Genomic DNA, 22,291 nt, shown 5'->3' on the forward strand with positions numbered 1-22,291 from the left:
TCGTTGCGCATTTGCGGATCTTTGTCCATAGGCTCCGTTTTTCGAGGTGTGCGGCGCGTGATCTTTCCGCGCCCTTCCGCGGTTCTCCGGCGCGGCGTCGGACGCTGGGTCGGGCAGGGCCCGCGGCATGGGAGACTTTGCCTGATGTCTACTCCCGCTGAACCCTCCGCCGTGGCCGGCGACGAGACGAGTCCCGCAGCCACGCCCTCGCCGTCCGGCAGCCGAAGGCTCGTTGCCTGGACCGGCGTGCTCGCGGCCCTCGTCCTGGCCGCAGACCAGCTCACGAAGTGGTGGGCCGAGTCCGCGCTGACGCCGAACGCCGAGCCGATCCCGCTCGTGGGCGACCTCCTCGGCCTGCGCCTCATCTACAACCCGGGCGCCGCCCTGTCGATCGCCTCGGGCTACACGTGGATCCTGACCATCGTCGTGACGGTCGTCGTGATCTTCATCGTCCGGGCGATCGGCCGCCTCGGGTCGCGGGGCTGGGCCGTCGCCCTCGGCCTGCTGCTCGGTGGCGCGGTCGGCAACCTGATCGACCGCCTGGCGCGCGAGCCCGGGTTCGCGCGTGGGCACGTCGTGGACTTCATCGACTACGCCGGCTTCTTCGTGGGCAACGTGGCGGACATCGCCGTCGTCGCCGCGGCCGTGCTGATCGCGCTGCTCTCGCTGCGGGGGATCGGCCTGGACGGCAAGCAGCACACGGGTGACGAGGCCGCGGAGGCATCGGCGGACGACGTGCCGGACGATGCGCCGGACGCGGCGTCCGACAAGCCCTCCCCGAAGCCCGCCGGCGAGCAGGGCGACCCCGCCTGATGGCGCTGCGCACCCTGCCCGTCCCCGACGGGCTCGCCGGCGACCGCGTCGACGCGGCGCTGGCCCGCATGCTCGGCTTCTCGCGGACGCGCGCCGCGGAGCTCGCCGAGGCGGGAGCCGTGTCGCTCGACGGTCGGCAGGTGGGCAAGTCGGACCGCGTGGTCGCAGGCGGCTGGCTCGAGGTGGACATGCCGGAGGAGCGCCCCGCCGTCGAGGTCGTGGCCGAGCCCGTGCCCGGCATGGGCATCGTGTACGACGACGACGACCTGGTCGTGATCGACAAGCCCGTCGGCGTGGCGGCGCACCCGTCGCCGGGCTGGACCGGGCCCACCGTGGTCGGGGCCCTGATCGCCGCGGGCTACCGCGTCTCCACCTCGGGCGCGGCGGAGCGGCAGGGGATCGTGCACCGGCTCGACGTCGGGACCTCGGGCCTGATGGTCGTGGCGAAGTCGGAGGTCGCGTACACGGGCCTCAAGCGCGCCTTCAAGGAGCGCACGGTCGACAAGGTCTACCACGCGCTCGCGCAGGGCCACCCCGACCCGACGACGGGCACGATCGACGCGCCGATCGGTCGGCACCCCAGCTCGGACTGGAAGTTCGCGGTCACGGCGGACGGCAAGCCGTCGGTGACGCACTACGAGACGCTGGAGATGCTGTCCGCGGCGTCGCTGCTGGAGGTGCACCTGGAGACCGGGCGCACCCACCAGATCCGGGTGCACTTCGCGGCGCTGCGCCACCCGCTCGTGGGCGACCTGACCTACGGCGCGGACCCGGTGCTGGCCTCCAGGGTGGGGCTCACGCGGCAGTGGCTGCACGCGCATCGGTTGGGTTTCGAGCATCCCGTGACCGGCCGCTGGGTCGAGGTGGAGTCGCCGTACCCGGCCGATCTGGAGGCCGCGCTGGACGTGGTGCGGGGCGCGTACACGTGATGTGAGGTTCCGCTCGGCGTTTGGCGTCGGAGTGTCAGTGTCCCGTGCCTAAGATCTGGACATGCCCACCGCCACCGCCTCGAAGAGCGACGACTTCGTCCACCTCCACGTCCACACCGAGTTCTCGATGCTGGACGGCGCGGCGAGAATCGGCGACCTCATGGGGGAGGTCGCGCGGCAGGGACAGCACGCCATCGCGACGACGGACCACGGGTACCTGTTCGGCGCGCACGAGTTCTGGGCGCAGGCGCAGAAGGCGGGCATCAAGCCGATCATCGGCGTCGAGGCGTACATCACGCCGGGCACCAGCCGGTTCGACCAGACGCGCGTGCGCTACGGCGAGGCGGGCCAGGAGTCGGACGACGTCTCGGCGCGCGGTGCGTACACGCACATGACGCTGCTGAGCAAGAACAACACCGGCATGCACAACCTGTTCCGGGCGTCCTCCCTGGCCTCCCTGGAGGGCCAGATGGGCAAGTGGCCCCGCATGGACCGGGAGCTGCTGGAGAAGTACTCCGACGGGCTCATCGCGACGACCGGCTGCCCGTCGGGCGAGATCCAGACGCGGCTGCGGCTGGGGCAGTGGGACGAGGCGGTCCGGCAGGCCGGCGAGTTGCAGGACATCTTCGGCAAGGAGAACTACTACGTCGAGCTGATGGACCACGGGCTCGACATCGAGACCCGGGTGACCAAGGAGCTCCTCGAGCTGTCCAAGGTGATCGGCGCCAAGCTCGTCGCGACGAACGACCTGCACTACGTGCGCGAGGAGGACTCGACCAGCCAGGAGGCGCTGCTGGCGATCAACTCCGGCTCCACGCTGGACGACCCGAACCGCTTCAAGTTCGACGGCTCGGGCTACTACGTGAAGTCCGCCGCCGAGATGCGCAAGGTCTTCAAGGAGCTGCCCGAGGCGTGCGACAACACGCTGCTCATCGCCGAGCAGTGCGAGGTCTCGTTCGACACCTCGGCCAACTACATGCCGCGCTTCCCCGTGCCGGACGGCGAGGACGAGATCTCCTGGTTCATCAAGGAGGTCGAGTCCGGCCTGCGCCGCCGGTACCCGAACGGGTACTCGGACGAGGTGCGCAAGCGGGCCGACTACGAGGTCGAGATCATCATCCAGATGGGCTTCCCGGGGTACTTCCTCGTGGTCGCCGACTTCATCAACTGGTCCAAGGATCAGGGCATCCGCGTGGGACCGGGCCGTGGTTCGGCCGCCGGGTCGATGGTGTCCTACCTGATGGGCATCACCGAGCTGGACCCGCTGGAGCACGGCCTCATCTTCGAGCGCTTCCTCAACCCGGAGCGCGTCTCCATGCCCGACGTCGACGTGGACTTCGACGAGCGCCGGCGCGGTGAGGCCATCCGGTATGTGACGGAGAAGTACGGCGACGACCGCGTGGCCCAGATCGTCACCTACGGCACCATCAAGGCCAAGCAGGCCCTCAAGGACTCCGCGCGGCTGCTCGGCATGCCGTACGCCATGGGCGAGAAGCTCACCAAGGCCATGCCGCCCGCCGTCATGGGCAAGGACATCTCGCTCGGCGGCATCTTCGACCCCAAGGACAAGCGGTACTCGGAGGCGGCGGAGTTCCGCCAGGTGCACGAGGCCGACCCCGAGGCGCAGCGCGTCGTCGAGCTCGCGCGCGGTATCGAGGGCCTGAAGCGCCAGTGGGGCGTGCACGCGGCCGGCGTCATCATGTCGAGCGACCCGCTGATCGACATCATCCCGATCATGAAGCGCCCGCAGGACGGCGCGATCATCACGCAGTTCGACTACCCGACGTCCGAGGGCCTCGGACTGATCAAGATGGACTTCCTGGGTCTGCGCAACCTCACGATCCTCGACGACGCGCTCGAGAACATCGTGATGAACGGCAAGGACCCGATCGACATCGAGAAGGTGGCGCTCGACGACAAGCCCACCTACGACCTGCTCGCCAGCGGCAACACGCTGGGCGTGTTCCAGCTCGACGGCGGCGCCATGCGCGCCCTGCTGCGTCAGATGCGGCCCGACAACTTCGAGGACGTCTCCGCCGTCATCGCCCTGTACCGGCCCGGGCCGATGGGCATGAACTCGCACATCAACTACGCGATGCGCAAGAACGGGCAGCAGCAGATCGAGGCGATCCACTCGGAGGTCGTCAAGGACTTCGCGGAGATCCTCGACGAGACCTACGGCCTGATCGTCTACCAGGAGCAGGTCCAGCGCGCCGCCCAGATCATGGCCGGCTACTCGCTCGGCCAGGCCGACCTGCTGCGCCGCGCCATGGGCAAGAAGAAGCCCGAGGTGCTGGCCAAGGAGTACGTCAACTTCGAGAAGGGCGCCAAGGACAAGGGCTACAGCGCGGCCGCGATCAAGGCGGTGTGGGACACCCTGGTCCCGTTCGCCGGCTACGCGTTCAACAAGGCGCACTCCGCCGGCTACGGCCTCGTCGCCTACTGGACCGCGTTCCTCAAGGCGAACTACCCAGCCGAGTACATGGCCGGCCTGCTGCAGTCGGTGGGTGACAACAAGGACAAGATGGCGCTCTACCTCAACGAGTGCCGTCGCATGGGCATCACGGTGCTCCCGCCGGACGTCAACGACTCCGCCGCCAAGTTCACGGCCGTCGGCGGCGACATCCGCTTCGGGCTCACCGGCGTGCGGAACGTCGGCCGCAACGTCGTGGACGCGATCGTCGAGGCGCGCGAGGAGAAGGGCACCTACACGTCCTTCCAGGACTTCCTGGACAAGGTCCCGGCGCCCGTCTGCAACAAGCGCACCATCGAGTCGCTCATCAAGGCCGGCGCGTTCGACTCCCTCGGCCACACGCGGCGCTCGCTGCTCGTGATCCACGAGCAGGCCGTCGACTCCGTGATCGGCGTGAAGCGCAAGGAGGCCGAGGGCCAGTTCGACCTCTTCGCCGACTTCGGCGGCGGGGGCGACGACGAGGGCATGGGCTTCTCCGTCGACGTGCCGGACCTGCCGGACTGGGAGAAGAAGCAGAAGCTCCAGTTCGAGCGCGAGATGCTCGGCCTGTACGTGAGCGACCACCCGCTGTCCGGGCTGGAGCACGTGCTGCAGCGGTCCGCCGACACCTCGATCGCGTCGCTGCTCGCCGACGAGCACCGGCCGGACAACTCGGTGGTGACCGTGGCCGGCCTCCTTACCTCGGTGCAGCGCAAGATGAGCAAGAACGGCAACCCCTGGGCCGCGGTGACGGTCGAGGACCTGGAGGGCGCCGTCGAGGTCATGTTCTTCGGCGAGACCTACCTGGCGTACTCGACGATGCTCGCCGAGGACCAGGTCGTGGTGCTGCGCGGCAAGGTCCGGCGCCGTGACGAGTCGATGTCGCTGCAGGCCATGGAGGTGGCTCTGCCCGACATCACGGCGGGGTCCGACTCGCCGCTCGCCGTGACCGTGCCGCACACCCGTGCGGTCGAGCCCGTCATCGTGCGGCTGCGCGAGGTGCTGGCCACCCACCCCGGATCGGCCGAGGTGCACATCGCGGTAGCGGAGCCGGGCAAGAGGACCATCGTGCGCGCCGCCGACACCCTGCGGGTGGAGAAGTCGCCCGCGCTGTTCGGTGACCTCAAGGCGCTGCTCGGCCAGGGCTGCCTGTCGTGACCGAGGCTCCCGGCGCAGCGCCGGCCGAGACCGACCGCTACGACGAGCGTGACCACGAGCGGTTCACGCTCGTACCGGCGGCCTACCTCTACTTCCGGCGCGAGGGCCAGGTGCTGCTCCAGCTCCGGCAGGGCACCGGCTACCGCGACGGCCACTGGGCCTGCGCGGCCGCCGGCCACGTCGAGGAGGGCGAGTCGGTCGTCGAGACCGCCGTCCGCGAGGCTCGTGAGGAGCTCGGTGTCGAGGTCGCGCCCGAGGATGTCCGGCCGCTCACCGTGCTGCACCGCGGCGAGCCGGGCGGGCCCGCAATCGAGCAGCGGGTCGACTTCATGTTCGAGGTGACCCGCTGGACCGGGACGCCGTCGATCCAGGAGCCCGACAAGGCCGCCGACCTGGCGTGGTTCCCGTTCGTGGGGCTGCCGGACCCGGTCGTGCCGCACGAGCTCGCGGTGCTGCGTGCGGTCCACGACGCGGGCCGCCACGGCACCGAGATGCCACGACTCATGACGTTCGGCTTTTGAGCCTCGCCCCACATGTCAGACGCTCAGGTCACCGGGGTGACCTGAGCGCCTGACACATCACGGGTGGGCTACGTCAGCAGGTGCCCACCTTCTGCCAGGGGCCCCACGGGATGCCCGGCTCCTGGTTGCGGGTCCAGTACTTGGCCCGCCAGAGCTTGCCCTCGTGCTCGACGGTCTCGCCGCCCGTGTAGATCCACGAGTCGGTCCAGGCCTGGTACGTCTCGTCGCCGCAGACGACGTCGGCCCCGACCTCGGCCCACGGGCCCCACGGCGTGGCGCCCGGCTTCTGGCCCTTGGTCCACCACTGCGCGACCCACACGGAGCCGTCGTAGAGGACCTCGTCACCAGCGGTGTAGATCGCCTTGCGGTCCCAGGCCGGGATGTCCGGCACACCCGTCACGTCGACGTCGACCGAGGTCACGGCCGGCTCGTCGAACGGGTTGTCGGTGACGTGCTCGGCGGAGTTGGTGTACGTGCCCGTGACGGCGTCCGGGGCCACCGTGACCTCGTACGACAGGGCGACCGGGTCGAGATCCGGCGCCACGTAGTCGAGGCAGATCGAGCCACCCTCGGTCAGAGCCGACGACGGGTCGCCCGCGTTCACGACGGCGGTGCCGAGCGTGCCCGCGAGGTTCTCGATCCCGATCGTGGTCAGGTCGGGAAGATCGCCGACCTCGCCGTACTCGAACGTGATCTCAGGCCGGTCGTCCGACACGGACTTGTAGATCCAGGCCTGGAACGTACCGACGGAGTTGGACAGGTCGGCCGGATCCGCGCCGTACGGGAACGGGTCGTCCCACTGGGCCACCGCGGCCTCGCCGTCCGGGGTGGTCGCCAGCCGGACGCCGCGGTTGTTCGCCACCGACAGCGACAGGTCCGACCAGAGGGGCGCGATGACACCACTCGGTGCGGCCGTGCTCGGCAGTTCCTGCGGCTCCCAGGGGCTCCCTCCGTATCCGCCCGCGATCGTGATCAGGCCGTCGTCGGAGACGATGAGGCCCGGCGACTGCTGGTCGTAGTGCGAGAACGGGCCGATCTCGGCGAACGTGTTCACGGCGACGGTGTCGCCGTCGAGCGAGCTGAACGGGATGCCTTCGCCGTTGTTGACGGTGGCCAGATCGAGGAACCCCGCCCACGCCGCACACTGCGGGTCGTCCGCCGGCGTGGACGCCTCATAGGCGCCCACCGCGCCCACCTGGGTGGGCAGGTCGACCTCCCACGTGATCGTCTGCCCGTCGACGACGCCGTCGCCGGTCACCGACGCCTCGTCGATGCTCAGCCCGTCCGGCACCGTGTCGGTGACCGTGTAGCTGAGGTCCTCGGGCGTCACGTTCGGCTGGACGGTGATGTCGTACCCGATGGTGTCGCCGATCCCGGCGGCCTCGACCGAGGCCGTCTTGGTCACGTCGTCGGCCACCCGGGAGATACGGACCGGGATCTCGCCGATGTCACCCGGGCTGTCGGGCGACGTGCCGAGCACCGCGGTGCCGAAGAACAGGTCGCCCGCGGCGGCCGTGGGCAGGTTCCAGTGCAGCCGCACGTCGTACGGCTCGCCCACCGGCACCTCGCCGTCGGGCCCGGCCACTCCGGCGTTGCCGAGGTCCTCGGTCGGGACGACGGCGGTCGCCAGCGTGTGCGCGTCCGGCTGGTCGCCGGTGCCGGTCCAGTTCTGGACCAGCACCCACCACGTCCCGGCCTCCGGGTCGGGGATGTCGCACGCCTCGGCGGCGGACGACGTCGTGGAGGCGCACACCTGGGTCGCCGGGCTCGGCGTGTCCCCGGTGCCGACGAACATGTCGAGGTCCGGCGCCTCGGCCGCGGTGATCTCGGCCACGAGCCGCGCGGCGCCGTCGGGCACCTCCAGCGTGGTGACCTCGACCTGGCTCAGGTCGTCGAACGCGTCGGCGTTGGTCGGGTCCTGGCTGAGCGAACCCTCGTGCAGGTCGGCCTCGACGAGACCCTTCACCGAGCCGGTGAAGTCGCTGACCGCGATGGACTTCAGGCCGGTCACGGCCTGGGAGCCGGTGTCCCGGCGCGTGGTCACGTCGATCTCGCTCGGCAGGATCGCGCCGGACGGGACGACGGCGACCGGCAGGGTCACCGCGGGGACGTCCTCGTTGCTCGGGGTGAGCGTGATGCGCCCGAACAGCGTCTCGCCGTCGGGGGCGCCGTCGACGTCCGCCGTGACGGAGATGCCGAGCGAGTCGCCGGGGGAGACGGTCTCCGCCGACAGGTCGACGGAGAGCGACAGCCCGTCGTCGGAGACGGCGGACGCCGTCCACGTGACGTCCGCCGGGGCCGACGGCGGCGCGACCGCCGTCCGCTCCCAGGAGCAGGTGGCGAGGCACTGGGTGTCGGCGAAGGACGGCAGGTTGAGCGTGCTCGGGTCGCCGCCCTGTTCCGGGTCGGCGGCCAGGTAGTTGGCGCCGGTCTCGTCGAACAGCAGGGCAGCCTGCACGGCCGCCCCGATGTCCATGTGGCCGCTGCCCTGCTCGTACGGGGTGGCGGGCGAGCCGTCGAAGTCCTTGACGGTGGTGCGCGCCGTGGTCATGAGGGCCGACTGCTGCTGCGCCGGGGTCCACTCGGGCCGGGCCTGCGTGAGCAGGGCGCCGGCGCCGGCCACGTGCGGGCTCGACATCGAGGTGCCCGAGATGATGCCGTACTCGACGTGGTCGTACGCGCCGTCGGCCACGCCGTACGCGGCGAGGATGTCGACGCCGGGTGCGGTGATGGACGGGACGATCGTGTCGACGGCCCGGTTGGGGCCGCGCGAGGAGAAGCTGGACATGGTGTCGCCCAGCGCGTCGTCCGTGATGAACGTGGTGCCGGCGATCGTGCCGGTGTGGTCCGAGCCCTCCGCGAGCCAGTCGCGCAGGGTCTCGCCGTCGGCGAAGCTGATCGCCACACCCGGGACGGCGAACGCGTCGCCGAGCAGGGAGCCGCCGTTGACCTCGTCGTTCGTCAGCACGAAGCCGGTGGCGCCCTGCGCCGCGACGTTGGCCGACTTCTCGACGCGGCCGTTGCCGCCACGGGCGCAGACCACGATCTTGTCGGCGTAGTCCGCCTCGTGGCCCGTGGTCGTGGTGCACTGCGGGTCGCCCACGGAGGCCGCGTCGATGATCCCGGTCGCGGGCAGCGGGCCGGTCAGGGACTTGCCCCTCAGGTCCGCCAGGTCACCCGCGCTGCTGGTCAGGTCGCCCAGGGTGTTGAGCATGTGCCGGTTGTGCGTCGAGGCGCCGACCGACGTGAGCCACGGTGCGTCGGCGGGGGAGCCCGTCGTGGCGAACCCGGGGCCGTCGTTGCCGTTGGAGGTGGCCACGAAGATGCCCGCGGCGCGCGCGTTGAGGAAGCCGAGCGCGTCGAAGTCGTTCCACAGGTCCGACGGCGACGAGGAGCCGATCGAGTAGTTGATGACGTCGACGCCGTCAGCGATGGCCTGGTCGATCGACGCCGTCAGGCCCGCGGTGGTGCAGCAGCCGCGGTAGCTGATCACGTTGGCGTGCGGGGCCACGCCCGAGACGTCGAACGTCGGCGGGTTCGTGCCCTCCGGCGCCGTCGGCGTCACGTCGTCGACCACGTTGCCGCCCGAGGTGGAGGCCGTGTGCGAACCGTGGCCGTCCTCGTCCAGGGCGCTGCGGTCGGCGGCGCTCAGGAACCCGTAGGCGCCGATGAGCTTGCCGTTGCACGGGAAGTCGGGGTCGTACTGGTCGGTGTTCGCCGGGTCGCAGACACCCAGGTAGTTGCCCGCGCCGAGCGGGTTGGTGTGCGTGTAGCCGTCGTCACCGGTCTCGGCGAACGAGGGGCTGGAGGGGTGGATGCCGGTGTCGATGGTGCCGATCACGACACCCTCGCCCTGGTAGTTCTCCGGCAGGTCGAGCTCCTCGACGGCGTTCCACAGGGCGTCGGCGTTGCTCCAGGCCGGACCGGCGTCCGTGTGCAGCTCGTGCTCCTTGTCGAGCGCGATGTACGCGACGGCCGGGTCCTTGGCGACCTCCGCCGCCTCCTGCGGCGTCAGGACGGCGGACAGGCCGTTGGCGGCGTACTGGTACGTGAACGGCACGTCGACGTCGTGGCCGACCTTCCGCTCCATGCGGGTGACGAAGTCGTCCTGCTCCGCCTCCAGGAACTCCGTGTACTCGCGCACCCGGGTGGCCGACGGGTCGAGCGTCCGGCCCGCGCGAGGCGCCGTGGCGGCCAGGCCCTCGACGCCACCGGTGTAAGTGGGCACGGCGGCGTCGGCCAGGCGGATGAGGTAGGTGCGCTCCGCCTTGCCGCGGCCGAGCGCGAACTTCTGGATCCCGGCGTCCCGCTCGACCCCGGCCTGCGGCGTGGTCTCCGCCGGCACCAGGTCCTCGGCAAGGAGGTCGCGGGGATCGACCTTGTCGGTGGACGGCGGCGCCGCGGGTATCACGGCGGCGGCCGCGGGCGTGAACGCCGCCGCGAGAGCCGTGACCGCGGCTACGGCGAGCAGGGGCGTTCTGGACCTGTATGACATGGAGGCTCCCTCGGTACGGCAGCGATGGAACGAGCAACGTGCAGGTGTGCGACATTCCTCGCTTACCGCCCGGTGCCATGTCAATGCTTCTGTACAGGATTCACCCAGTCACAGATCAGGAGGGTGCGCGGTCGAGACGTCGAGACGACCACGACGAAAGGCGCAGCACCATGACTGAGAACCACGCGGAGCACCTGCACGGGGCGGGCGAGCACTCCGGCCCGGTGGCGAGCTGGATGAAAGCCGCCACGATGCTGCAGGACGCGAAGCCGATCACCGTCCCCGAGGGCGCCTCGGCGATGACGATCCACGTCCAGTGGGAGCCGGGCGACCCGGGCACCCCGCCGCACCGGCACTCCGGGCCGGCCTTCGGGTACGTCATCCAGGGCGCGGTCCGGTTCGAGCTGGAGGGCGAGCCCGAGCGGGTCGTCGAGGCCGGCGGGACGTTCTGGGAGCCGGGCGGCGACGTCATCCACTACCAGGACGGCAACGCGCTGGACGACGCGCGCACCGAGTTCGTGGTGACCATGATGTGCGCCCCGGGTAAGCCGATGCTGGAGCTGGTCTCCGAGTCGGAGCTGGCGGAGCGGGCACACCTGCGCGCGCCGCGGCCGGGGGCCTGATTTCGCTGCTCGCCTTTGAGGCCCGGGTTTCTTCGCTTTGGCGCACGCCAAAGCGAAGAAACCCGGGCCTCAAAGGGCAGAGCTGCTAGTGGAACCGGCCCCGGACCGCTTCGCCGTGCGCGGGCAGGTCCTCGTCGTTGGCCACGGCCACGATGCGGTCGGCGAGCTCCTCGAGCGCGTCGCGCGTGTACTCGATCTGCTGCACCGACTTGAGGAAGGCGTGCACGCCCAGGCCGCTCGCGAAGTGCGCGGTGCCGCCCGTCGGCAGCACGTGGTTGGACCCGGCCATGTAGTCGCCGAGCGACACCGGCGACCACGGGCCCACGAAGATCGCGCCGGCGCTGTGCACCCGCGCGGCCACGGCGGCGGCGTCGGCCGTCTGGATCTCCAGGTGCTCCGCGCCGTACGCGTTCACGACGGCGAGCCCGGCCTCGACGTCGTCCACCAGGACGATCGCGGACTGCGGGCCGTCCAGGGCGCGCGCCACGCGGGTGGAGTGCTTGGTGGCCGACGCGAGGTCAACCACCCTGGCCTCGACCGCGGCGGCGAGCTCCACCGAGTCGGTGACCAGCACGGACGCTGCCATCGGGTCGTGCTCGGCCTGGCTGATCAGGTCGAGGGCCACGTGCCCGGCGTCAGCCGTGGCGTCGGCGAGGACGGCGATCTCGGTGGGCCCCGCCTCGGAGTCGATGCCCACGACGCCGCGCACCAGGCGCTTGGCCGCCGCGACGTACACGTTGCCCGGGCCGGTGATGACGTCGACGGGCTCGCACAGGGTCTCGCCGTCCTGCTCCGCGCTGCCCGCGGCGCCGTAGGCGAACATCGCCACGGCCTGCGCACCGCCCACGGCGTAGACCTCGTCGACCCCCAGCAGGGCGCACGCCGCCAGGATGGTCGGGTGCGGCAGGCCGCCGTTGTCCTTCTGCGGCGGGGACGCCACCGCGAGGCCGGGCACGCCCGCCTCCTGGGCCGCGACCACGTTCATCACCACGGACGACGGGTAGACCGCGAGCCCGCCCGGCGCGTACAGGCCGACCCGCTGGACCGGGATCCAGCGCTGGCGCACGACGGCGCCCGGCGCGAGCTCGGTGACGTGGTTGGCCGGGAGCTGTTCGGCGTGCACCCGGCGCACGCGGCGGATCGCCTCTTCCAGGCCGGCGCGGACCAGCGGCGTCAGGCTGTCGAGCGCGTCGGTCAGGGCGCTCGCGGGAACCCGCAGGTGCTCGGGTGCGATCCCGTCGAACCGCAGCGCGATCTCGCGCAGGGCGGCGGCGCCGCCCTCGCGGACCTGGCGCAGCAGCGGCTCGACCGCATGGATGGCCTCGTCCACTCCGACCTCGGCACGGGGAAGGACGTCGAGGAGGGCGCGGCGGCCCAGGGACCGGCCGCGCAGGTCGATACGTTGGATCACCCGGCCAGTCTATGGCGGCGGGCGGGAGACAATGCTGTGGTGTCCAACTCTGAGTCGAACGTCCCTGAGGTCCCGATCCGCGACGAGGTCATCCGCCTCGGCCAGTTCCTGAAGCTCGCCGACCTCGCCGAGGACGGCGCGCAGGCCCGCGACCTGATCGCCGACGGCGAGGTGCGGGTCAACGGCGAGGTCGAGACGCGCCGCGGCCGCCAGCTCGTGCGCGGCGACCGCGTCAGCGTGCTGATGCCTGCCGGCGAGGAGTCGGCCCAGGTCGGCTGAACCGGAGGTGCAGCGCAGGGTGCGGGCCGAGGAACGAGGCACGCGCCCGGAGCGGAACCGCAGGCTCGGCCGACAGAAGGTAGAGCTGAGCGTCAGGACGCCATGTACGTCGACGCCATCACCTTGTCGACGGTCACGCGCAGCACGATCCGGTCCGGGTTCGGTCCCAGCTCGCGGTAGCGGCGTGCGTAGCGGGCGACGGCGTCGGCGATCTCGGCCTCGTCCTCGCTGACGGCGATCGTGCCCTCCAGCGTGATCCACCGGCCGCCGGAGACCTGGCACAGGGCGGCGCGGGGCGCCCCGCCGTCGGGCCCTGGGGCCGAGTGGCGCGCCTTGAAGGACGCGCGGTTGGTGGTGATGCGCGCGACCCCGGCGTCGGCGTCCCAGGTGAAGGCCACCGGGACCACGTGCGGCGTCCCGTCGGGGCGCAGGGTGGTGAGGGTCGCGAGGTGGCGCTCGGTGACGAAGACGAGCTGCTCGGGGTTGAGTCGGATCACGCCGCGAGTCTAGGTCGGGGCGGGTGAGTGCCCGGCGTCGGCGTGTGGTCGGGGTGTGGGTTCCCCGTATTCCCGGAGGTCCGGTATTTGGCTAGCGTTCCTGACAAATACCACGGCCCTAGGGAGTGCCATGAGACGGCGTACATCGTTCCTGGCGGCGGGGATCGCCGCTCTGCTGGTGTCCGGACTGGCGGTACCGGTCGTCGTCGCGCAGGCCGGGCCGGTGGCCCAGGCCGCGGCCGCCGACTGCGCGGCGTCCGCCTGGGCGGAGGGCAGCTCCTACGCCGCCGGTGCGCACGTGACGCACCGCGGCCGGGCCTACACGGCCCTCGTGGCGCACACCGCGTACGTGGGCGCGGGCTGGAGCCCGGACACCACGCCCAGCCTCTGGTCGGACGACGGCGCGTGCGCCACGCAGCCCGACCCCGACCCGACCGATCCCACGCCCGACCCCACCAACCCGACGCCCGACCCCGAGCCCACGCCGACGGACTGCAGCCAGCGTCCGCGCCCGTCGGGCAAGGTGCTGCAGGGCTACTGGGAGAACTGGGACGGCGCGAGCAACGGCGTGCACCCCGGCCTCGGCTGGATCCCGGTCACCGACGCGCGCATCACGCAGCACGGCTACAACGTGGCCACCCTGGCGTTCCCGGTGATCCGCTCCGACGGCACGGTGCTGTGGGAGGACGGCATGGACTCCGGCGTCCAGGTGCCCAGCCCCGAGGAGATGTGCGCCGCCAAGGAGGCCGGACTGACCATCCTCATGTCGATCGGCGGCGCGACGGCCGGGATCGACCTGTCCTCGCAGGCCGTGGCGGACCGGTTCGTCGCCACCATCGTGCCGATCCTGCGGGAGTACAACTTCGACGGCATCGACATCGACATCGAGACGGGCCTGACGGGCAGCGGCTCCATCACGCAGCTCTCGACGTCGCAGGCCAACCTGATCCGGATCATCGACGGGGTGCTCGCCGGGATGCCGGCCGGCTTCGGCCTGACGATGGCGCCCGAGACCGCGTACGTGACCGGCGGCAGCGTCACCTACGGCTCGATCTGGGGCTCCTACCTGCCGATCATCAAGAAGTACGCGGACAACGGCCGCCTCTGGTGGCTCAACATGCAGTACTACAACGGCTCGATGTACGACTGCTCCGGCAACTCGTACGCGGCCGGGACCGTGGCCGGTTTCCAGGCCCAGACCGACTGCCTGGACGACGGCCTCGTCATCCAGGGCACCACGATCCGCGTGCCGTACGAGAAGCAGGTGCCTGGGCTGCCCGCCCAGCAGGGCGCGGGCGGCGGGTACATGGCGCCCGCGCTGGTCTCGCAGGCGTACGGCTCGTACAACGGGGCGCTCAAGGGCCTCATGACCTGGTCCATCAACTGGGACGGGTCGCGCGGCTGGACCTTCGCCGACAACGTCAAGGCCCTGCAGGGCCGGTAGGGCCCGTCGGGACGACGGCGCCGGGCGGGCGGACCTCGGGGGTCCGCCCGCCCGACGCCGCGAGGGTGTCAGGCGCCGATCGCGTCCAGCACGGCGACCTCGTCGGCGGGCAGTGTGAGCCCCGCCGCCGCGACGTTCTCGCGCAGGTGCGCCACCGACGACGTCCCCGGGATCAGCAGGATGTTCGGCGAGCGCTGCAGGAGCCAGGCCTGCGCGACGGCGGCCGGGGTGCTGCCCAGCCGGGCCGCCACGGCGTTCAGCTCCGCCGACTGCAGCGGAGAGAAGCCGCCGAGCGGGAAGTACGGCACGTAGGCGATGCCCTGCTCGGCCAGCGAGTCGATCAGCGCGTCGTCGTGCCGGTTGGCGATGTTGTACATGTTCTGCACGCCCACGACCGGCGCGATCGACTGCGCCTCGGCGACCTGCTCCGCCGTGACGGTGCTGACCCCCAGGTGACTGATCAGGCCCTCGTCGCGCATCCGTGCCAGCTCGGTGAACTGCGGGGCGAGCGAGCCCGGCTCCGGGGACTCCAGCCCGCCGACGCGCAGGTTCACCACGTCGAGGCGGTCCAGGCCGAGGTGCTCCAGGTTCTGCTCCACCTGGCGCCGGAGCTGGCCGGGCTCGCGGTCCAGCACCCAGTGCCCCTCGGCGTCGCGCACCGCCCCCACCTTGGTGACGATGTGCAGGTCCGCGGCGTAGGGGTGCAGGGCCTCGCGGATGATCTCGTTGGTGACGTACGGGCCGTAGAAGTCGGCGGTGTCGATGTGGTTGACGCCGAGCGCGACGGCCTCGCGCAGGACGGCGACGGCCGCCGCGCGGTCGGCGGGCGGGCCGAAGACACCGGGGCCGGCGAGCTGCATGGCGCCGTAGCCGACGCGGTTGAGGGTCAGGTGGTCGGCGAGCGTGAAGGTGCCGCCGGGGAGCGTCTGTGTGGTCATGGCTCCACGGTGCGGCGGCCCGGCGCGGACAGGCAGTGCCCGGGCGATCCTGGGAGTACGGGGACCAGGCACGCGCGTGCCGCCCGGCCTACCGTGGTGGGCATGAGCAGGGAGACCCAGCTGAGCGAGTACCTGCGGGCGCGCCGCGAGCTGGTGCGGCCCGCCGATGTCGGGCTGCCGGAGGGCGGCGTGCGGCGCGTGCCGGGCCTGCGCCGCGAGGAGGTGGCGCTGCTCGCGGGCATCAGCGCCGACTACTACCTGCGGCTGGAGCAGGGCCGTGACCGCAACCCGTCGGCGCAGGTGCTGGAGTCGCTGGCCCGCGTGCTGCTCCTGGACGAGCCGGCCACGCGGCACCTGCTCGACCTGGCGGCGCCCGCGCCGCGGAGGCGGCGTCGTCGGCCGCGCCGCGAGGTGGTGCCCGCCGGGACGCTGCGGCTCCTGGAGCGGGTGGGCATCCCGGGGTACGTCGAGGGGCGCTACTTCGACGTGCTCGCGGTCAACGACCTGGCGCAGGCGCTGTCGCCGACCCTGCGGGTGGGGCGTAACCGGCTCCGCGACCTGTTCCTCGACCCGGCCGAGCAGGCGATGCACCCGGACTGGCCCGACGTGGCGCCCCAGATCGTCGCCCGGTTCCGCGAGGCGGTCGGCACGGACACGGACGACGAGCGCGCCGAACGGCTCGTCGGGGAGCTCTCGCTCGCCTCGGAGCGGTTCCGTACCCTCTGGGCGCGGCACGACGTGAACCTCGGACGGCCGCATGTGACCCACATGCTGCACCCGCAGGTCGGCGAGCTGGAGCTCGACATGGAGAAGCTCGCCATCATGGGCACCGACCGGCAGATGGTCGTCCTGCTGCACGCCGCCCCCGACTCGCCGAGCGGGGAGCGGCTGGCGCTGCTCGCGTCGCTCGCGGCGTCGGTGGCTCCGGCCGGTGGGCCCGACGACGCGGCGGCGGCGCGCGCCGGGACGTCGTCGGGAACCTCCGGCGAATAGTGTGCCAAGCGCGTCGGCTGTGGATAACCGGCTCGCGGTGTCGGTGGCTGCTCCTAGGATCGATGACGTGACCAAGGACCCCTTCGCAGACCTGCCCTTCGCCATGGAGGAGCCGCCGGACGACGCCCACCTGATCGACGTCGGTGACCCGGGGCTGCCCCCGTCGGCGCGCAACACGCCCGAGGCGCAGGCGGCCAAGCTGCAGATGCTGCGGGGCCTGCTGCCCGACGGCGGCGTGGCGGCCGCGGCGCCCGTGCGCCGGTGGCCGCCGGCCGAGGCGGACGAGCCGGGTGCGGAGGCGCCGGACGTGCCCGAGGGCAGTGCCGGGGCCGAGGCCGAGGAAGTCGCCCCGGAGGTCCGCGCGATCCCGGCCGCGACGCCCGGCGCCTCGCTCCGCGAGGAGGCCGAGGCCGCGCTGCGGGAGCTGGTCGGCCGCGACGACGCACGGCTGCGGGACGACCAGTGGACGGCGATCGAGGCGCTCGCGGCGTTCCACCGTCGGGCGCTCGTGGTGCAGCGCACCGGGTGGGGCAAGTCGGCCGTGTACTTCGTGGCGACCCGCCTGCTGCGGGCCCGGGGCGCCGGCCCCACGGTGATCGTCTCGCCGCTGCTGGCGCTCATGCGCGACCAGATCGCCGCCGCCTCGCGTGCGGGCATCCGGGCCGTGACGATCAACTCGGCCAACATGACCGAGTGGGACGAGGTGCACGAGTCGATCGCGCGCGGCGAGGTCGACGTGCTGCTGTGCTCGCCGGAGCGCCTGAACAACCCGGGTTTCCGCGACGAGGTGCTGCCGCGCCTGGCGGCCGACGCCGGCCTGGTGGTCATCGACGAGGCGCACTGCATCTCGGACTGGGGCCACGACTTCCGTCCCGACTACCGGCGGATCCGCACGCTCCTGGCCGACCTGCCCGCGGGCATCCCGGTGCTGGCCACCACGGCGACAGCCAACGAGCGCGTCACGGCCGACGTGGCCGAGCAGCTCGCCGTGCACGGCGACGCGGACGCCGGCGAGGACGTGCTGGTGCTCCGCGGCGGGCTCGACCGGGAGTCGCTGCACCTGGCGGTCCTTGAGCTCGGCGACCAGCCCACCCGCGTGGCCTGGCTGGCCGAGGCGCTCCAGGACATCGAGGGGTCGGGCATCGTCTACTGCCTCACGGTCTCGGCCGCGGAGCAGGTGGCCGAGCAGCTGCGCGGCTACGGCCTGGCGGTGGCCGCGTACACCGGCCGCACCGAGCCGGCGCAGCGCGAGCAGCTCGAGGCCGACCTCAAGAACGACGACGTCAAGGCGCTCGTCGCGACGTCCGCCCTGGGCATGGGCTTCGACAAGCCGGACCTGGCGTTCGTGGTGCACCTGGGCGCGCCGTCGTCGCCCATCGCGTACTACCAGCAGGTGGGTCGCGCGGGCCGCGGTGTCGACCAGGCGCTGGTGGTGCTGCTGCCCGGCACCGAGGACAAGGCGATCTGGGAGTGGTTCGGTGAGCAGGCGTTCCCCGCCGAGGGGCAGGTGCGGGCCACGCTCGATGCCCTGGCCGGCGGCGGCACCATGTCCACGGCCGTGCTGGAGACGCAGGTGGACCTGCGTCGCTCGCGCCTGGAGACCATGCTGAAGGTGCTGGACGTCGACGGCGCCGTCCGGCGCGTGAAGGGCGGCTGGGAGGCCACCGGGCAGCCCTGGTCGTACGACGCCGAGCGGTACGCGCGCGTCGCCGCCACCCGCGCCGCCGAGCAGCAGGCGATGGTCGACTACGTGAACACCCCGGGCTGCCGCATGGCCTACCTGCGCGCCCAGCTCGACGACCCCGACCTGACCCCGGGCTGGGAGTGTGGTCGCTGCGACCGCTGCGGCACCATGGCCCTGCCCGAGGCGCCCGACGCCGAGGCCGTCGCCGCCGCGCGGGCCGAGATGGACCGGCCGGGCATGGAGGTCGAGCCCCGCAAGATGTGGCCCACGGGCCTGGCCTCGATCGGCCTGGACCTCAAGGGCAAGATCCCGCCCGCCGAGCTCGCCGAGCCGGGCCGGGCCGTCGCGCGGCTCGACGGCCTCGGCTGGTCCGGACCGCTGCGCGACCTGCTCGCCCCGAACGCGAACGACGGCGAGCTGCCTGTGCCGCTGCGCCGGGCGGCGGCTCGGGTGCTGGACGAGTGGCCCGCGCTGCGCCCGACGGTGGAGGACGGCGCGGCGGCGGGTGAGGGAGCCGGCGGCGGCGACGTCCCGGGCGGGGCCGAGCCCGGCCCGCTCGTGATCGAGGCGGTCGTGGCGGTCCGCTCGATCCGCCGGCCCCAGCTCTCCTTCCACCTGGCCACGGGGTTGGCCAAGTACCTGGGCGTGCCGATGATCGGTGCGGTCGGCCCGGTCGCGGGGCAGGAGGAGCCCGGCCGGCACGACGTGAACTCCGCGATGCGGCTCGCCGGTGTGGCCCGGCGCCTGCAGCTCCAGCTCGGCGAGGGCGCGCTGCGGGGTCTGCCGGGCCGGTCCGTGCTGCTCGTGGACGACTACACCGACTCGGGCTGGACCCTCACGGTCGCGTCCCGGCTGCTGCGCCAGGCCGGCGCGGCAGCGGTGTACCCGTTCGTGCTGGGCGTGCGGTGACCCGCGGGTGACCATCGCCACCCGCCCGGTGGGCGGACGGGTGCCGGGTCCGCGCCGCGCGGTTCGTAGAATGGTGCGGTGATGACCAACACCGTCGACCAGCACGGCGCGGAAGACAGCGCCACGGCGTCCGCGGTGCGGCTGCCTCTGCGCCCGGAGCTGGCGGACGAGGAGCCGTACGGCGCGCCGCAGCTCGACGTCCCGGTGCTGCTGAACGTCAACGAGAACCCGTACCCGCCCAGCGAGGACGTGGTCGCGACCATCGCCGAGGACGTGGCCCGCGCCGCCCGCGGCATGAACCGCTACCCGGACCGGGACGCCACGGTCCTGCGCCAGGACCTGGCGGACTACCTCACCCTGGAGACGGGGGTGCGCCTCGACCACTGCGACATCTGGGCCGCGAACGGGTCCAACGAGGTCATGCTGCACGTGCTGCAGGCCTTCGGCGGCCCGGGCCGCACCGCCCTGTCGTTCGCCCCCACCTACTCGATGTACCCCGAGTACGCGCGGGACACGCACACCACCTGGGTGGTCGGCCGCCGCGAGGACGACTTCACGCTCGACCCGGAGCGCGCCGCCGCGACGATCCGCGAGGTCCGCCCGTCGGTGATCCTGCTGGCCAGCCCGAACAACCCGACCGGCACGGCGCTGCCGACGGCCACCGTCGAGGCGGTCTGCGAGGCGGCGCTCGGCGTCGACCTCGACGGCGCGCGCCCGGTCGTCGTGGTCGACGAGGCGTACGCGGAGTTCCGGCGCCCCGGCACGCCGTCGGCGGTCGCGCTGCTGGAGCGGTACCCGAACCTGGCCGTCTCGCGCACCATGTCCAAGGCGTTCGCCGCGGCCGGTGCGCGGCTCGGCTACCTGGTCGCGTCGCCCGACTTCGTGAACGCCCTGCGGATCGTGCGCCTGCCGTACCACCTGAGCGCGATCACCCAGGCTGCGGCCGGCGCCGCGCTGCGCCACCGCGAGTCGCTCATGGCGCAGGTCGCCACGCTGCGCGCCGAGCGGGACGCCACGGTCGCCTGGCTGCGCGAGCAGCGGCTCCCCGACGGTCTCCCGTTCGACGTCGCGGACACCGACGCCAACTTCGTGCTGTTCGGCACGTTCAACGACCGGCACGCCGTGTGGCAGGGTCTGCTGGACCGCGGGGTCCTGATCCGCGAGACCGGCCCGGACGGCTGGCTGCGGGTCTCCATCGGCACGTCCGCCGAGATGGCCGCGTTCCGCGCGGCGCTCACCGAGGTACTGCGGGAGCAGGGGGAGGAACAGGCATGAGCAGGACAGCCCGCGTGGAGCGCGCCACGTCCGAGTCGAAGGTGCTGGTCGAGCTCGACCTCGATGGCACCGGCCGCACCGAGATCAGCACGAGCGTGCCGTTCTACGACCACATGCTCACGGCGCTCGGCAAGCACTCGCTGATCGACCTCACCGTGCAGGCGACCGGCGACACCCACATCGACGCCCACCACACGGTCGAGGACGTCGCGATCAGCATCGGCGAAGCGCTGCGCCTGGCGCTCGGCGACAAGGCCGGCATCTCCCGGTTCGGCGACGCGCTCGTGCCGCTCGACGAGGCGCTCGCGCAGGCGGTCGTGGACGTCTCGGGCCGGCCGTACCTGGTGCACGAGGGCGAGCCCGCGGGCCAGGAGTACCACCTCATCGGCGGTCACTTCACGGGGTCGCTGACGCGGCACGTGCTGGAGTCCATCGCGCACCACGCGGGCATCTGCCTGCACGTGCGGGTGCTGTCCGGACGCGACCCCCACCACATCGTCGAAGCTCAGTTCAAGGCGCTGGCGCGTGCGCTACGCGCCGCCGTGGCCCTCGACCCCCGGGTCGACGGCATCCCGTCCACGAAGGGTGCGCTCTAGCAGCCATGTCCGACAGCCCCAGGCCCGCGAACGACGGGTCCGACAGCAGCACGCCGGCCGGCGACGACCTGCCCGACTTTGACCTCGACAACCTCGAGATCCCCGACGACCTGTCCTCCCTGACCGGCACGGGGGAGCCCGAGTTCGCCGCGATCATCACCCAGATCGCCGGCGCCGAGCCGCTCGCTGCGGCCAGCTCTCTCGCCCAGCTCGACCTGGACGCGGTGCCGACCTCGGTCGGTGCGGTCGGCGTGCTGCGGGACCGGTCGGGCGACGCGCCCGAGCGGGCCGCCGCGGCGATCTCCCAGCTCGTGCGGGGTGTCCCGCTCGTCCTGGTCACCCGCACGGGCGAGCAGATGACGGCGGTCCGGTTCGCCGACGGCGTCCGTGGCGACGAGCTCGCGCCGGGCCTCGTGCTGGGCGGCGCGCCCGAGAACGTCGTCGACCTGCTGACCGGCGCTACCGCTGTCGGGGACATCGAGGGCGTCGTCGGCTCGGACTCGATCAGCAAGTTCAAGGCGATGCGGATGCTGACCTCCGCCGCGCGCAAGGCCCGCAGGAGCATGGGCAAGGGCGAGACCGGCCCGGACAGCAAGGACGGGATCTGACCGTGGGTGCGCGCGTCGTCGTCCTCGACTACGGCTTCGGCAACGTCCGGTCCGCCGTCCGGGCCCTGGAGCGGGTGGGTGCCGACGTGACCCTGACCGCTGACCGGGCCCTCGCGCAGGACGCGGACGGCCTCGTCGTGCCCGGCGTCGGCGCCTTCGCCGCCTGCATGGCAGGCCTGACGGCGGTGCGCGGCCACGAGGTCGTGGGCCGCCGGCTGGCCGGCAACCGCCCCGTCCTGGGCATCTGCGTGGGCATGCAGGTCATGTTCGACGCCGGGGTGGAGCACGGTGAGCGCACCGACGGCATCGGCGAGTGGCCCGGCGTCGTCGAGCGGCTGCACGCCGACGTGGTGCCCCACATGGGCTGGTCGCCGGTCGAGGCGCCGGAGGGCTCGGCCCTCTTCGCCGGGATCGCCGACGAGCGCTTCTACTTCGTGCACTCGTACGCCGCCCAGACGTTCACCAAGGGGTACGACGAGAACGCGGTGGGCCGGTTCACGCCCCCGAAGGTCACCTGGGCCGACCACGGCGGCCGGTTCGTCGCGGCGGTCGAGGACGGCCCCCTGGCGGCGACCCAGTTCCACCCCGAGAAGTCCGGCGACGCGGGGGCCCAGCTCCTGGAGAACTGGCTCCGCACCCTTTCTTGACCGTTGAGTGCTGGGTATT

At 72.2% G+C, this 22,291-nt stretch carries 17 protein-coding genes; 13 read left to right on the forward strand and 4 right to left on the reverse strand.

Annotated features, from left to right (window positions below):
• The first annotated feature begins 144 nt into the window (after window positions 1-144).
• The 4 genes from ACZ7LE_RS10300 (at window position 145) to ACZ7LE_RS10315 (ending at window position 5,873) form a co-directional block, all read left to right on the forward strand.
• Entirely contained in the window at window positions 145-813 is a 669-nt protein-coding gene (locus tag ACZ7LE_RS10300; RefSeq protein ID WP_470403163.1) for a signal peptidase II, read from the forward strand.
• On the forward strand, window positions 813-1,742 hold the full coding sequence (locus tag ACZ7LE_RS10305; protein WP_470403164.1) for an RluA family pseudouridine synthase: 930 nt from the start codon (window positions 813-815) through the stop codon (window positions 1,740-1,742). The genes ACZ7LE_RS10300 and ACZ7LE_RS10305 overlap by 1 nt, the downstream gene beginning before the upstream one ends.
• Window positions 1,743-1,803: 61 nt before the next feature.
• On the forward strand, window positions 1,804-5,352 hold the full coding sequence (gene dnaE / locus ACZ7LE_RS10310) for a DNA polymerase III subunit alpha (RefSeq protein ID WP_470403165.1): 3,549 nt from the start codon (window positions 1,804-1,806) through the stop codon (window positions 5,350-5,352).
• Complete coding sequence (locus ACZ7LE_RS10315; protein WP_470403166.1) at window positions 5,349-5,873, forward strand: NUDIX hydrolase; 525 nt, start codon at window positions 5,349-5,351, stop codon at window positions 5,871-5,873. The genes dnaE and ACZ7LE_RS10315 overlap by 4 nt, the downstream gene beginning before the upstream one ends.
• Before the next feature lie 73 nt (window positions 5,874-5,946).
• Here the strand turns inward: ACZ7LE_RS10315 and ACZ7LE_RS10320 are convergent, their stop codons facing one another.
• On the reverse strand, window positions 5,947-10,368 hold the full coding sequence (locus ACZ7LE_RS10320; RefSeq protein WP_470403167.1) for a S8 family serine peptidase: 4,422 nt from the start codon (window positions 10,366-10,368) through the stop codon (window positions 5,947-5,949).
• A gap of 170 nt (window positions 10,369-10,538) precedes the next feature.
• Here ACZ7LE_RS10320 and ACZ7LE_RS10325 point away from each other — a divergent pair, with 170 nt between their 5' ends.
• A complete protein-coding gene (locus tag ACZ7LE_RS10325; RefSeq protein WP_470403168.1) occupies window positions 10,539-10,991 on the forward strand; it encodes a cupin domain-containing protein in 453 nt (150 codons plus the stop codon).
• Between the two features lie 85 nt (window positions 10,992-11,076).
• Here ACZ7LE_RS10325 and hisD read toward each other — a convergent pair whose 3' ends face one another.
• Window positions 11,077-12,402, reverse strand: coding sequence for a histidinol dehydrogenase (gene hisD / locus ACZ7LE_RS10330; protein ID WP_470403169.1), 1,326 nt, complete (start codon window positions 12,400-12,402; stop codon window positions 11,077-11,079).
• A gap of 36 nt (window positions 12,403-12,438) precedes the next feature.
• Between hisD and ACZ7LE_RS10335 the strand changes: the two genes are divergently transcribed.
• Complete coding sequence (locus ACZ7LE_RS10335) at window positions 12,439-12,681, forward strand: RNA-binding S4 domain-containing protein (protein ID WP_470403170.1); 243 nt, start codon at window positions 12,439-12,441, stop codon at window positions 12,679-12,681.
• Between the two features lie 92 nt (window positions 12,682-12,773).
• Here the strand turns inward: ACZ7LE_RS10335 and ACZ7LE_RS10340 are convergent, their stop codons facing one another.
• The gene (locus ACZ7LE_RS10340; protein ID WP_470403171.1) at window positions 12,774-13,178 is read right to left on the reverse strand and encodes a pyridoxamine 5'-phosphate oxidase family protein; all 405 of its coding nucleotides are present in this window, start codon (window positions 13,176-13,178) and stop codon (window positions 12,774-12,776) included.
• Window positions 13,179-13,308: 130 nt separating this feature from the next.
• Here ACZ7LE_RS10340 and ACZ7LE_RS10345 point away from each other — a divergent pair, with 130 nt between their 5' ends.
• On the forward strand, window positions 13,309-14,622 hold the full coding sequence (locus ACZ7LE_RS10345) for a carbohydrate-binding protein (protein ID WP_470403172.1): 1,314 nt from the start codon (window positions 13,309-13,311) through the stop codon (window positions 14,620-14,622).
• Between the two features lie 68 nt (window positions 14,623-14,690).
• Here ACZ7LE_RS10345 and ACZ7LE_RS10350 read toward each other — a convergent pair whose 3' ends face one another.
• Window positions 14,691-15,560: an oxidoreductase gene (locus tag ACZ7LE_RS10350; protein ID WP_470403173.1), complete on the reverse strand. Its 870-nt coding sequence runs from the start codon at window positions 15,558-15,560 to the stop codon at window positions 14,691-14,693.
• 102 nt (window positions 15,561-15,662) lie between these two features.
• Here ACZ7LE_RS10350 and ACZ7LE_RS10355 point away from each other — a divergent pair, with 102 nt between their 5' ends.
• From ACZ7LE_RS10355 to hisH, 6 genes are all read left to right on the forward strand, one after another.
• Complete coding sequence (locus tag ACZ7LE_RS10355; RefSeq protein WP_470403174.1) at window positions 15,663-16,553, forward strand: helix-turn-helix domain-containing protein; 891 nt, start codon at window positions 15,663-15,665, stop codon at window positions 16,551-16,553.
• A 67-nt stretch (window positions 16,554-16,620) separates the two neighbouring features.
• Window positions 16,621-19,146 (forward strand): RecQ family ATP-dependent DNA helicase, encoded by a 2,526-nt coding sequence (locus tag ACZ7LE_RS10360; RefSeq protein ID WP_470403175.1) that lies wholly within the window; start codon window positions 16,621-16,623, stop codon window positions 19,144-19,146.
• Between the two features lie 81 nt (window positions 19,147-19,227).
• A complete protein-coding gene (locus tag ACZ7LE_RS10365) occupies window positions 19,228-20,421 on the forward strand; it encodes a histidinol-phosphate transaminase (RefSeq protein ID WP_470403300.1) in 1,194 nt (397 codons plus the stop codon).
• Window positions 20,418-21,017 (forward strand): imidazoleglycerol-phosphate dehydratase HisB, encoded by a 600-nt coding sequence (gene hisB / locus ACZ7LE_RS10370; protein WP_470403176.1) that lies wholly within the window; start codon window positions 20,418-20,420, stop codon window positions 21,015-21,017. The genes ACZ7LE_RS10365 and hisB overlap by 4 nt, the downstream gene beginning before the upstream one ends.
• Before the next feature lie 5 nt (window positions 21,018-21,022).
• Window positions 21,023-21,625 carry a hypothetical protein gene (locus ACZ7LE_RS10375; RefSeq protein WP_470403177.1) on the forward strand — a complete coding sequence of 201 codons (603 nt, stop codon included), beginning with the start codon at window positions 21,023-21,025 and terminating at the stop codon, window positions 21,623-21,625.
• Between the two features lie 2 nt (window positions 21,626-21,627).
• Window positions 21,628-22,272, forward strand: coding sequence for an imidazole glycerol phosphate synthase subunit HisH (hisH, locus tag ACZ7LE_RS10380; RefSeq protein WP_470403178.1), 645 nt, complete (start codon window positions 21,628-21,630; stop codon window positions 22,270-22,272).
• Window positions 22,273-22,291 lie beyond the last annotated feature (19 nt).

This window comes from Promicromonospora sp. NPDC110617, assembly GCF_055598465.1.

Bases quoted from the DNA above. Each gene is read 5' to 3' on its own strand.
- dnaE (WP_470403165.1), top strand. From the start codon at position 1,804: ATGCCCACCGCCACCGCCTCGAAGAGCGACGACTTCGTCCACCTCCAC.
- ACZ7LE_RS10375 (WP_470403177.1), top strand. From the start codon at position 21,023: ATGTCCGACAGCCCCAGGCCCGCGAACGACGGGTCCGACAGCAGCACG.
- ACZ7LE_RS10320 (WP_470403167.1), bottom strand. From the start codon at position 10,368: ATGTCATACAGGTCCAGAACGCCCCTGCTCGCCGTAGCCGCGGTCACG.
- ACZ7LE_RS10305 (WP_470403164.1), top strand. From the start codon at position 813: ATGGCGCTGCGCACCCTGCCCGTCCCCGACGGGCTCGCCGGCGACCGC.
- ACZ7LE_RS10355 (WP_470403174.1), top strand. From the start codon at position 15,663: ATGAGCAGGGAGACCCAGCTGAGCGAGTACCTGCGGGCGCGCCGCGAG.
- ACZ7LE_RS10300 (WP_470403163.1), top strand. From the start codon at position 145: ATGTCTACTCCCGCTGAACCCTCCGCCGTGGCCGGCGACGAGACGAGT.
- ACZ7LE_RS10350 (WP_470403173.1), bottom strand. From the start codon at position 15,560: ATGACCACACAGACGCTCCCCGGCGGCACCTTCACGCTCGCCGACCAC.
- ACZ7LE_RS10325 (WP_470403168.1), top strand. From the start codon at position 10,539: ATGACTGAGAACCACGCGGAGCACCTGCACGGGGCGGGCGAGCACTCC.
- hisB (WP_470403176.1), top strand. From the start codon at position 20,418: ATGAGCAGGACAGCCCGCGTGGAGCGCGCCACGTCCGAGTCGAAGGTG.
- ACZ7LE_RS10345 (WP_470403172.1), top strand. From the start codon at position 13,309: ATGAGACGGCGTACATCGTTCCTGGCGGCGGGGATCGCCGCTCTGCTG.
- ACZ7LE_RS10365 (WP_470403300.1), top strand. From the start codon at position 19,228: ATGACCAACACCGTCGACCAGCACGGCGCGGAAGACAGCGCCACGGCG.